Genomic DNA, 11,073 nt, shown 5'->3' with positions numbered 1-11,073 from the left:
CAGCGATCAAGGTTACGATCCCGACGTCTTCGTGAGCCTTAGGATATTCCGGTCAGGGTTGGCACAATCGAATGTTGGCGCTAGCTTGATCGACAAGCGCCTCGGGAGGAGGCGCACCAATGGGAGACAAAATTATGAAAAAGATGTTGAGCGGTGCCGCCGTCGCCGCCCTTGGCGTGGCTTTTGTAACCGAAGCTGCGGCAACTGAATGGAACGCGTCCGTCTGGGGCAAGCGCCGCGCGTTCACGGAACATGTTGAAAAACTGGCCGAACTTGTCAGCGAAAAGACAGGCGGTGAGTTTACCATCAACGTCAGCTACGGTGGGCTGTCCAAACCGCGAGAGAATCTGGACGGTATCGAAATCGGTGCCTTCGAAATGGCTCAGTTCTGTGCTGGCTATCACCGCGACAAGAACCGCGCGATCACCGTTCTGGAACTGCCATTCCTGGGCGTAAATAACCTGCAGGAAGAGGTGGCAGTCAGCCATGCGGTCTATGACCATCCAGCCGTCAAGGATGAGATGGCCCAATGGAACGCCCGCATCATCATGACCTCACCGATGCCGCAATATAACATTGTCGGAACCGGCGAGCCGCGGGATGAACTGTCGGATTTTGATGGAATGCGGGTCCGGGCGACCGGCGGTTTGGGGCAGGCCTTCGAGGCTGTCGGCGGTGTTCCGACCTCGGTACCTGCGACCGAAGCATTCAATGCGATGGAATCCGGCGTTGTTGACACGGTCGCCTTTGCCCAGCACGCGCACCTGTCTTTTGGCACGATCAACGAAGCGGATTGGTGGACGGCCAACCTGAACCCGGGAACCGTGAATTGCCCAGTTGTTGTCAATATCGAGGCCTATGAAGCCTTGCCAGCGGAACATCGTGAAGCGCTGAACAGCTCGATCGACGAGGCAATTGATCATTACCTCGCAAACTACGGCGGGCTGCTCGAGCAATGGGACAGCGTTCTTGAGGAAAAAGGCGTGCAAAAAGTCATGATCGACGACGCTGTGATCGAAGAGTTTCGCACCAAGGCGGCCGACCCGATCCGTGAAAAGTGGATCACGGACATGACCGAACAGGGCCTTCCAGCTCAGGATCTGTATGATCTTGTGCAAACGACGCTGAAGCAACAGCGCGGCGGCAACTGATCTTTTGACCGGGCGCTCAAACTGGGCGCCCGGTTCTGATTGGAATACAAGGAACTTCCAGAATGGCAGGACAGGCCACGGTGCTGGCGGACGGAAGCCGTCTGAGCCAGCTGGATCAGCATTTGTTGAAGCTGGAGCGTTTTCTGGCACTCATCAGCGGTTTGGCAGTGTTTAGTTTGATGGTTCTGGCCGTCATTTCGGTCAGTGGACGCAACGCCCTGAATGCGCCATTGCCGGGTTATGTCGACTGGATTGAGCAGGCGATGCCGCTTATCGCCTTTCTGGGCATTTCATACGTTCAGCGCGACGGTGGTCACATTCGGATGGACATCGTTATCTCGCGCCTGCACGGAAGAGCGTTGTGGTTGTTCGAGCTGATCTCGGTGGTGTTGATCCTTTTACTGATGTTGGCTCTGGTTTGGGGCAGTTGGTCACATTTCGACCGGTCGTTCGATTTCGGCGCGCCACTGTGGAGCCGGGACAGTTCCATTGACATCGGCATTCCCCTTTGGCCCGCAAAACTGTTGGCACCCGTTGCGTTTTCCGTCCTTTGCCTGCGCCTTGCGTTGCAGGTTTGGGGGTATGGGCGCGCATTCTGGTTGGGATTGGAGGCTCCGGCCGCGGTTCCCTTGATACAGGATGCGGCGGCACAGGCAGCGGCCGAGGCCGAGCAGTTCGAAGGGCAGGACTGATACATGGACACGATTGAGATTGGCCTTTGGGTCACCGGCGGTCTACTGGTCCTTGTCGTGGCAGGCATGCGCGTTGCTTTCGCTGCGGGTTTGGCGGGGCTTGTCGGGCTGGTTTGGATATTCTGGGCCAAGTTCGGTTACGATCCGGAGCGGTTTGGCAAAGCGCTGACAGTGGCCGTCAAGACTGCTGGGCAGGTGCCGCATTCCAAGGTCGCATCCCACACCCTCAGCCTGATCCCGACCTTCATCCTGATCGGGTATCTGGCTTACTACGCCGGTCTCACCCGCGCCTTGTTCGAGGCCGCCAAGCGCTGGGTCGCCTGGGTTCCCGGGGGACTGGCGGTGTCGACTGTTTTTGCGACTGCTGGTTTCGCCGCAGTGTCCGGAGCTTCGGTCGCGACGTCCGCAGTCTTTGCCCGCATCGCGATCCCCGAGATGTTGAAGGTCGGCTACAATAAGCGCTTTGCTGCAGGCGTGGTTGCGGCCGGAGGCACGCTGGCCTCATTGATCCCGCCATCGGCCATTCTGGTCATCTACGCGATCATCGTCGAGCAGGATGTGGGCAAATTGCTGTTGGCCGGCTTCATACCGGGCGCGTTTTCTGCCGTTGTCTATGGTCTGCTGATCGTCGGGATTGCGGTCATCTTCAAATCCGTCGGCCCGCCAGTCACGGGTTTTACGTGGAAAGAACGCCTTGCCGCGCTGCCCGGTGCCATCCCGATTGTCGCCGTCATCCTGATCATCATCTGCTTTGTCTATAACCCGTTTGGTGAAAAGGCGTGGGGCACACCGACAGAAGGCGGCGCAATCGGCGCTTTCATCGTGTTCTGTTTTGCTCTGTTCCACGGAATGCGCTGGACCGAGTTCAAATCCGCTTTGCTGGAAACCGCCAAGCTAACGGCGATGATATTCTCGATCATCTGGGGCGTTCTGATCTATGTGCGCTTTCTGGGCTTTGCAGATCTGCCGGGCGCATTCTCGGATTGGATCACAGGGCTCGAAATGTCGCCCATGATGATCCTGATCTGCATCCTTCTGGCTTACGCGGTGTTGGGCATGTTCATGGACGCGATTGGAATGCTGCTTTTGACCTTGCCGGTTGTTTATCCTGCGGTCATGGCCCTGAATGGCGGCGAAACCGTCAGTGCCGCAGACAGTGCGTTTGGCATGTCAGGCCCGATGTGCGCGATCTGGTTCGGCATATTGGTGGTCAAAATGGCCGAGTTTTGCCTGATCACTCCGCCGATAGGGCTTAACTGCTTTGTCGTAGCTGGCGTGCGCCCGGATTTGAGCGTTCAGGATGTGTTTAAAGGCGTCACACCCTTTTTCATCGCTGATGCCATGACCATCGCGATGCTTGTGGCCTTCCCCGGTATTGTTCTCTACCTGCCATCGCTTGCGGGATAGCCAAGAAGCGAGGCTCTGCCTCGCGCTCCGGGATATTTATGGCCAGATGAATAAAGGATCCCTTGCTTCATCTGGCTGAAAATATCCCGGGGGAGGCGCGCGCAGCGCGACGGGGGCAGAGCCCCCAAGATTGTGCTATCCGGCCCGCATCAGCATTCCGAACAAATCGCGCGGATCGTCCGGGTCCGCCAACATGTCCAGAGGTTCAAAGAACGCGGTGCCTTCAATTGCCTGTTTGACATAGCGCAGGGCTGAGAAATCCTCGATCGCGAAACCGACACTGTCGAATAGGGTGATCTGCCGCTCATCGGTTCGCCCTTTGGCGGCACCGGTGATGACCTGCCACATCTCGGTCACAGGATGATCTGCGTCTAGCGCCTGAATCTCGCCCTCGATCCAGGTCTGCTCGGGGTATTCGACGAAGATGTCCGAACGCAACAGGATGTCGCGATGCAATTCTGTCTTGCCAGGGCAATCGCCGCCGATAGCGTTTATGTGGACGCCGGGACCAACCATATTGTCGGTCAGAATCGTGGCGTATTTCTTGTCTGCCGTGCAGGTGGTGATGATCTGCGCGCCCTCGATAGCGTCTTCCGGTGTCTTGCAAGAGACGACGGTCAGGCCTTTGCCCTGAAGGTTCGCGGCACATTTTGCGGTGGCGTTCGGATCGATATCATAAAGCCGAACGGTGTCGATCCCACACATGGCCTTGAAGGCCAGGCATTGGAATTCGGACTGCGCACCATTGCCGATCATGGCCATTGTCGTGGCATTTTTCGGGGCCAGATAGCTCCCGACCAGAGCCGAAGTTGCCGCCGTCCGCAAAGCGGTCAGCATTGTCATCTCGGTCAACAGGGTCGGATATCCGGTGTAGACATCTGCCAGCAGGCCAAATGCAGTGACTGTTTGAAGACCTTCGGAAGTGTTTTTGGGGTGGCCGTTGACGTATTTGAACCCGTAAGCTTCGCCATCCGAGGTTGGCATCAGTTCGATCACACCATGGGGGGAATGCGCCGGAATGCGCGGGGTTTTGTCAAAGCTTTCCCATCGTTTGAAATCGGCTTCGATCTGTGCGGCGATCTGCGTGATCATCGTTTCGACACCGATATGGTGAACCAGCCGCATCATGTTGTCGACGGATACGAACGGCACCAAGGCCTTATCTGAAGGTTGCATCATGCTCTCCTATCGGCGGGCAAGGTGGACGCCTGCAATCATGCAGCGCACGGATCCACCGGCAGTTTCAATTGTTGGAACGGACAGTGGCAAAGGCGTAGCACTGGCCTGGATTGTCGCGACTTGATCCGGTGTGAGGGCAGCAAGTGCACGGCTGGACAAGGCCAGAACCAATCCATCCCGCCCCGTCAGCTCAATCGCGTTGCCCGCAAATTCGGCGATTTGCTCGTGCGTCAGATCAATCACGGTTCGGCCGGATTCCTCTAACCGGTTGCGCACGGTCTGGCGGCGAGTTGGGTCCGTTATCATATCCAGGCAAATCAATGCGTAATGCGTGCCGATCCCCATCAACACGTTGGTATGATACACGTCGCGGCCTTTGGCGTCGCGGGCCTCGAAGGCGATTGGCTCATAGTTGAAATGAGTGCAGAACCTTTCCAGCAAGACCGGATCGGCGCGATTGGACGTGACCGTGTAGGCGATGCGCGCGACGTGATCCAGCACCATCGCACCAGTCCCTTCCAGTGCCAGATTGTCTTGTTCCAGACCGGAATAGTCGATGACGTCCTGTACGCGGTATTCATGTTTCAGCAATTCGATCACGTCGGTTCGCCGCTCGCGTCTGCGAGACGGTACAAACATTGGATATATCGCTATGTGGCCGCCTGGGTGCGTTGAGAACCAGTTGTTCGGGAAAACGCTGTCAGGCGTGTTGAGGTCGCCGTAATCGTCAAAGACATGAACCGAAACACCTGCTTCGCGCAGTTGCTGCACCGCCCGGTCATGTTCATCTCTGGCGGCGTCTGACGTGGCCTCGGCGGATGAAACGCTCAGTGTTTGAAAGGCATTGTCATCGCGCGTTTCCGGATTGGATGCAAATGCATGTGGCCGGATCATAACAGCGGCAGAGGGTGCTTGCAGCGACAGCATCAGAAACTCCGGGTGGGGCGGTCAAAGATACGGCGTCCCATCAGCGACGCGGCGAGATCTACCATCAGTTTTGCTGTGCGGCCACGCTCATCAAGGAAGGGGTTCAACTCGACCAGATCAAGTGAACAAACCAGCCCGCTTTCATGCAGCAATTCCATCACCAGATGGGCTTCGCGCTCGGTTGCGCCACCCGGAACCGTGGTGCCAACAGCAGGTGCCACTGCCGGGTCCAGAAAATCAACGTCCAACGAGACGTGCAGCAGGGCGTTTTCGGCCCTGACGCGATCCAGAAAGGCCAGAAGCGGGGCCTTGATGCCGTGTTCATCGATGCTGCGCATATCCGCCAGCATGGCGCGATCCTGCTCCAAAGCTGCGCGTTCGGCCGGATCGACAGAACGCAGGCCGATCATGCCGACGCGGTCCGTTGGTACGACAGAGGGCAAAGGCGGGAAGGCTTCGAACCCAGGTCTGCCAGTAAAATACGCAACGGGTGTACCATGAAGGTTACCGCTGTCGGTGCTGTCCGGCGTGTGATAGTCGCTGTGAGCGTCGAGCCACAGTACGAACAAGGGGCGCTCTACCTGCGCGGCGTATGCGGCCATCCCGGCAACCGTGCCCATGGACAGCGCGTGATCGCCCCCCAGGAAGATGGGAACACCCTGCTGGGCCGCAGTTTGCGCAGCCTTGCTGAGCGCCTCTGTCCAGCCAACGCATTCTGGCAGAGCGAACAGGTGCGGATGTTGGGGAATGTCAACGTCGTCGGGTTGCACGTCGCCCCAGTCGTGAACGGAATGACCGAGATCGGTCAATGCCTGATCCAGCCCCGCCACGCGATACGCGTCAGGGCCCATCCGGCAACCCTGACGGCGCTTTCCGACGTCCATCGGAGCGCCGACCAGTATGATATCTTTGATTTCCATATGTCCATTTAGGATGTCAGACTGTCTTGCGTGAAGTCAGCAAATTGCTCAAAATGTGTTCGGAAAATCCTAATTGAGAAAGAGTAATGGACGAATTGGATAATCGCCTGCTTAATGCTTTGCAGCGGGATGCACGAGCCAGCCTGTCAGAGCTTTCGGAGACGTTGGGCGTGACGCGTACAACCGTGCGCAGCAGGTTGCAGCGGCTGAAGCAATCCGGTGAAATCGTGGGGTTTACCGTGTTAACACGCCGCGATCTTGCGCAAAGCCCGGTGCGCGGGTTGATGATGCTTGAGATCGAGGGGCGCGGGACAGAACGGGTGATGGCCCGGATCGGCGCCATGCGTCAGGTTACGGCGGTTCATTCGACCAATGGCAGCTGGGATCTGATCGCCGAGATCAGCACCGAAACTCTGGCTGAACTGGACGAGGTTCTGTTCAAGATCCGAAAGGTCGACGGTGTAACGCGGTCAGAAACGAATCTGTTGCTGTCGACGCGCAAAGGGCGGCTCTAGCGCTTTGAGATGAAAGCAAAATGTGCCAGAGTTTGCTGGCAGATGAAGTGAAGTTGATTGGCGGGCGGGCAAGCCGCGCGTTTTATCTTCGATCAGAAACTGGCGGGGACGTGCAGCATGACCAATGCAGAAAAAGACGGTGAACCTTTAGCCGTGCATTGGGCCGAAAAGGTTACGGCCACGCTGGAAAAACCCTGGCTGCGGGTAGCAATACCGGTTCTGATAACCGGGATTGCGTTGACGGTTTTGCATGATCTGTCCGCGCATGTGAAATGGTCGGATGTCCAGACTGATATCTCGGCGACGTCATGGAAGCTGTTGTTTTTTGCGTTGTGCTGGACGGCGCTCAGTTTCTTTTCACTGTCACTTTACGACGTGTTTGCCGTGCAAAGCGTGGCAGGCGGCAAGGTGCCATTGCCTGTGGCCGGAATGGCAGGGGCCAGCGGCTATGCCGTGTCCAACTGTCTTGGCTTTTCCTACATTACCGGGACCGCGATTCGATACCGGATCTACGCTTCGTTAGGGTTGGACCTGGGGCGTGTGGCCGGGGTGATTGCCACGTCCTGGGTCGCGTTCTGGATGGGTCTTATTCTGATTCTGGGGTTGTTGCTGACCTTGCATCCAGACGGAATCTCCAAAGTGATGCCTGTCAGCGAAACGGTCGAGACCGTTATAGGCCTGTGCCTGTTGGCGGCTTTGGTTGCCATGTTCATATGGCTGTCCAGTGGGGGCAGGCGGTTTGCCGTTGCTGGCATCGGGTTTAATTTGCCGGGTGGCAAACTGGCCAGCCTTCTGACACTGGCCGCAATCGGGGATCTGTTTGGCGCGTCCATGGCGCTCTATGTGCTCATGCCGGACGATCTGGGCGTTGGTTACCCGTATTTCTTCACGATCTACATCGCCGCAATCGCCGTCGGCATTCTCAGCCATGCTCCGGGCGGGATCGGCGTGTTCGAGGCAACGCTGATCGCGGGGCTTGGGGCATCGGGACGGTCGGATGTGATCGCGGCCTTGTTGCTCTATCGGGTCGTCTACACCTTTTTGCCATTCGGTATCGCAAGCCTGTCCATAGCGGTCGCATCGGCTCTGACCCAGAGGCATAGGATCGGCGGGGCCGCGACATGGGTCTACCGGGTCATCCGGCCCATCGTTCCCATGGTGGCCGCGGGCGTCGCTGCAGTGGCCGGGGTGGTCCTGCTGGTATCCGGCGCATTACCGGCGAGCACCCAGAACCTTGGCGTTCTGAGAGAAGTTTTGCCGCTATCATTTGTCGAAGCCTCGCACCTCGCCGGGAGTGCTATCGGCGTATTGCTTCTGCTGGTGTCACGCGGATTGTTCCGCAAGCTCTACCGTGCTTGGGTGGTCGCCATGCTGTTGATGGTGGCTGGGTTCTTCGCCTCGCTGACAAAGGGGCTGGATACCCACGAAGCGCTGTCGATGCTGGGCACTATCGGTGTGCTGGCTCTGTTCCGCGGGGCGTTTTACCGGGTCAGCGGCGCGTCGATATTCAGGCTAAACATCCCGTGGCTGATCAGCGTCGTGGTACTATTGGCCGTGATCTTCTGGATCGGGCTGTTTGCCTATTCCCATGTCGAGTACCAGAATGCCCTATGGTGGGAGTTTGCGTGGACCGGCGATGCATCGCGCTTTTTACGCTCCAGCCTTGTTGTGGCGGTGATCGTGGGCATTGTTGCCGTGAACTCTCTGTTCGGGCGTGAGATACCGGCACCGCAGCGCACTGAAATTCCCGAGGTTGTTGAACGGTTGGTGATGGAGTGTGAAGACACTGAATCCCAAATCTCACTTACCGGCGACAAGCAATTCCTGATCTCGCCGGATGAGACGGCATTCATCGCCTACGCCGATACTGGCAACGCGTTGATCTCGAAAGGAGAGCCAGTCGGCGATGAGGCCGCCGGACAACAATTGATCTGGCAGCTTCGAGAAATGGCAGATCGTGAAGGGAAGCTTTGTGCCTTTTACAGCGTTTCGACCAAATACCTACCGACCTTTCTGGATCTGGGGCTGTCGATCCTGAAGATTGGCGAGGTTGCACGGGTGCCCTTGCAGGACTTCTCGCTGGACGGAAAGTCGCGCAAGCGGTTCCGCCAGGCCAAAAACAGGGCCGCGCGTGAAGGTTATGTTTTTGAGATCATTCCGAAAGAAGAATTGGCTCCTGTCTTGCCGGAACTGCGCGAGATTTCTGATCACTGGCTGGCGCAAAAGGCTGGTGCCGAAAAAGGCTTTGCGCTGGGCGGGTTCGACGATCAGTACCTGTCTTATTTCGATCACGCAGTTCTGCGGGACGGCAACACAGGCAGGATCAAAGCCTTTGCCAACTTGTTTCAGGGCGGCAACAAATCCGAGCTTTCGCTGGACTTGATGCGCTATGAACCGGACAGCCCCAGCTTTGTCATGGACGCGCTGTTTGCCGAGATGATGCAATGGGGGGCAGATCAGGGATTCCACTGGTTCTCACTGGGGGCGGCCCCATTCTCGGGGATAGAAAACCGTCAGCTCGCCTCGCTGTGGAACCGCATCGGCGGGTTCGTCTATGAACATGGAGAGCAGTTCTACCATTTCGAAGGTCTGCGCAGCTTCAAGCAAAAGTTCGACCCGGAATGGAGCCCGAATTACCTGGCCAGCCCGGGGGGGCTAGCTGCGCCGCGCATTCTGTATGAGGTCAATATCCTGATTTCCGGTGGGTTGCGTGGGCTGACCAAGTAACCTCAGTTCAGGCTGGCTCGGGTCGGGGTTTTCTGCAGCAGATCACCCCAGTCGGTGCGGTAAGCCATCTCGGCCAGCACGGTTTCAGGCAGGAATTCCTGATTTTGACGGATTTGCCAGCCACCACCCAGACCCTTGTAAACCGCGACCAGATTGCTGGACACTTGCTGCCGCGCTTCGATCAGATTGGCTTGCGAGCGCAAGTGGGCTGTCTGAGTGTTCAGAATACGCGAATAGCTGGCGATGCCGTCTGTGTATTGGCTGACGGCAATATCAACGGCCTTGCGCGAGGCGTCGACGCTTTGCTGATAAAACCCAACCTGTTTACGCGCCTGCGCATAGGCGACCATGGCGCTTTCCACCTCGGAATAGGCGGTCAGCACGGTGTTCTGATAATTGGCGATCAGCGCCTGATAAGCCGCATCCTGAGCCCTTACATTGTTCTTGATGCGCCCATAGTTCAGCACGTTCCAGACCACACCGGCACTGGCCAACCCGGTTGTACTGTTACCGCTGAACAGATCACGCCCGCCCGATGCCTGCAGGCCAATCGAGCCTGACAGCACAAATTGCGGATACAGGTCTGCCATCGCGATACCAACCTGCGCCGATTGCGTCGCGGCAGCCAGTTCTGCCGCGCGGACATCCGGTCGGCGGCGCAACAGCTCCGCGGGTACGCCCACGGCTACGTTGGATCGCGCAGACGGGATACGGCCGGAATTCCCCAACAGGCTTGTCATACGGGACGGGGTGGCCCCCAGCAGTACGGCCAAGGCATTCTTGGTCTGTTGCAGGTCACTTTCCAGCTCGGGCACCAAGGCTTTCGTGTTGTTGAGCAGGGCGGTGGATTCCTGAACGTCCAGTTCCGTGGTAACCCCGTTGTTGAAACGTAGCTGGGTCAGATCTGCGGACTCCTGCTGCAACTTGATGTTTTCACGGGCAACTGCGAGCGATTCCTGTAACGCCCGGATGTTGACGTAAAGCGCAGCCACATCCCCGGTCAACGTGACCAGAGCATCGTCATAATTCGCCACCTGCAGCGCCAGATTCGACCGTGCCGCCTGAACGCCACGCCGCTGCGCGCCCCAGACATCCAGTTCCCACTGGGCATCGAAGCCGACTTGTGAGGTCGAAAACTCGGTATCCAGTGGGATGATCCGGTTGATATCGGAAATCGGCCCAAGATTGTCGCTGATCTGCCGTCGTTGCAACGACCCGCCAATGGCCTGCGATTGCGGATAAAGCTCGCCGAATGCGATCCCCAACTGTGCCCGGGCTTGCAATACCCGTGCACCGGCGACCTGAAGCGTCAGGTTCTGGGCATAAGCCTCGGCAATCAGCTTGTTGAGGGTGGGGTCATTGAACGTTTCCCACCACTTCACTACGGGGGCGCTGCGCGATGTCAGGCCGCTTTGCCCTGCGCTGGGGTTGTTCACTTCGATCCACTGCTTCACGACCGGGGAATTCGGGCGTACGAAATCCGGTCCCACCGGCGTGCAGGCCGCCAGCGTAGCGGCGCAGATGGCAGTTCCCAACAACCGGCGGAGTGTCATGG

9 protein-coding genes are annotated in these 11,073 nt (G+C 57.9%); 5 read left to right on the top strand and 4 right to left on the bottom strand.

The window, feature by feature from the left end:
- The first annotated feature begins 134 nt into the window (after positions 1 to 134).
- The 3 genes from dctP (at position 135) to ACR0LF_RS03870 (ending at position 3,250) form a co-directional block, all read left to right on the top strand.
- Positions 135 to 1,151, top strand: a complete 1,017-nt coding sequence (dctP, locus tag ACR0LF_RS03880; RefSeq protein WP_480576176.1) for a TRAP transporter substrate-binding protein DctP — start codon at positions 135 to 137, stop codon at positions 1,149 to 1,151.
- A gap of 62 nt (positions 1,152 to 1,213) precedes the next feature.
- Positions 1,214 to 1,843, top strand: a complete 630-nt coding sequence (locus tag ACR0LF_RS03875) for a TRAP transporter small permease (RefSeq protein ID WP_480575233.1) — start codon at positions 1,214 to 1,216, stop codon at positions 1,841 to 1,843.
- A gap of 3 nt (positions 1,844 to 1,846) precedes the next feature.
- Positions 1,847 to 3,250: a TRAP transporter large permease gene (locus tag ACR0LF_RS03870; protein WP_480575230.1), complete on the top strand. Its 1,404-nt coding sequence runs from the start codon at positions 1,847 to 1,849 to the stop codon at positions 3,248 to 3,250.
- A gap of 135 nt (positions 3,251 to 3,385) precedes the next feature.
- Here the strand turns inward: ACR0LF_RS03870 and ACR0LF_RS03865 are convergent, their stop codons facing one another.
- Genes ACR0LF_RS03865 through rocF form a run of 3 tightly spaced genes read right to left on the bottom strand, consistent with a single transcriptional unit; the run spans position 3,386 to position 6,276 of the window.
- Positions 3,386 to 4,429 (bottom strand): ornithine cyclodeaminase, encoded by a 1,044-nt coding sequence (locus tag ACR0LF_RS03865; RefSeq protein WP_480575227.1) that lies wholly within the window; start codon positions 4,427 to 4,429, stop codon positions 3,386 to 3,388.
- Between the two features lie 6 nt (positions 4,430 to 4,435).
- Positions 4,436 to 5,356: a citrulline utilization hydrolase CtlX gene (ctlX, locus tag ACR0LF_RS03860; RefSeq protein WP_480575224.1), complete on the bottom strand. Its 921-nt coding sequence runs from the start codon at positions 5,354 to 5,356 to the stop codon at positions 4,436 to 4,438.
- Entirely contained in the window at positions 5,356 to 6,276 is a 921-nt protein-coding gene (gene rocF, locus ACR0LF_RS03855; RefSeq protein WP_480575222.1) for an arginase, read from the bottom strand. The genes ctlX and rocF overlap by 1 nt, the downstream gene beginning before the upstream one ends.
- Positions 6,277 to 6,362: 86 nt before the next feature.
- On the opposite strand from rocF, the gene ACR0LF_RS03850 reads away from it, so the two are divergent.
- Complete coding sequence (locus tag ACR0LF_RS03850; protein WP_480575219.1) at positions 6,363 to 6,791, top strand: Lrp/AsnC family transcriptional regulator; 429 nt, start codon at positions 6,363 to 6,365, stop codon at positions 6,789 to 6,791.
- A gap of 117 nt (positions 6,792 to 6,908) precedes the next feature.
- Positions 6,909 to 9,518: a bifunctional lysylphosphatidylglycerol flippase/synthetase MprF gene (mprF, locus tag ACR0LF_RS03845; protein WP_480575216.1), complete on the top strand. Its 2,610-nt coding sequence runs from the start codon at positions 6,909 to 6,911 to the stop codon at positions 9,516 to 9,518.
- Positions 9,519 to 9,520: 2 nt separating this feature from the next.
- Here mprF and ACR0LF_RS03840 read toward each other — a convergent pair whose 3' ends face one another.
- Positions 9,521 to 11,071 (bottom strand): efflux transporter outer membrane subunit, encoded by a 1,551-nt coding sequence (locus ACR0LF_RS03840; RefSeq protein ID WP_480575213.1) that lies wholly within the window; start codon positions 11,069 to 11,071, stop codon positions 9,521 to 9,523.
- Positions 11,072 to 11,073: the final 2 nt, after the last annotated feature.

The organism is Ruegeria sp. E8, from assembly GCF_056533985.1.
The sequence above is the reverse complement of the archived record's forward strand: the minus strand, read 5'-3'. Positions and strand labels throughout refer to the sequence as shown.

Bases quoted from the DNA above. Each gene is read 5' to 3' on its own strand.
- mprF (WP_480575216.1), top strand. From the start codon at position 6,909: ATGACCAATGCAGAAAAAGACGGTGAACCTTTAGCCGTGCATTGGGCC.
- rocF (WP_480575222.1), bottom strand. From the start codon at position 6,276: ATGGAAATCAAAGATATCATACTGGTCGGCGCTCCGATGGACGTCGGA.
- ACR0LF_RS03870 (WP_480575230.1), top strand. From the start codon at position 1,847: ATGGACACGATTGAGATTGGCCTTTGGGTCACCGGCGGTCTACTGGTC.
- ACR0LF_RS03865 (WP_480575227.1), bottom strand. From the start codon at position 4,429: ATGATGCAACCTTCAGATAAGGCCTTGGTGCCGTTCGTATCCGTCGAC.
- dctP (WP_480576176.1), top strand. From the start codon at position 135: ATGAAAAAGATGTTGAGCGGTGCCGCCGTCGCCGCCCTTGGCGTGGCT.
- ACR0LF_RS03850 (WP_480575219.1), top strand. From the start codon at position 6,363: ATGGACGAATTGGATAATCGCCTGCTTAATGCTTTGCAGCGGGATGCA.
- ctlX (WP_480575224.1), bottom strand. From the start codon at position 5,356: ATGCTGTCGCTGCAAGCACCCTCTGCCGCTGTTATGATCCGGCCACAT.
- ACR0LF_RS03875 (WP_480575233.1), top strand. From the start codon at position 1,214: ATGGCAGGACAGGCCACGGTGCTGGCGGACGGAAGCCGTCTGAGCCAG.
- ACR0LF_RS03840 (WP_480575213.1), bottom strand. From the start codon at position 11,071: ATGACACTCCGCCGGTTGTTGGGAACTGCCATCTGCGCCGCTACGCTG.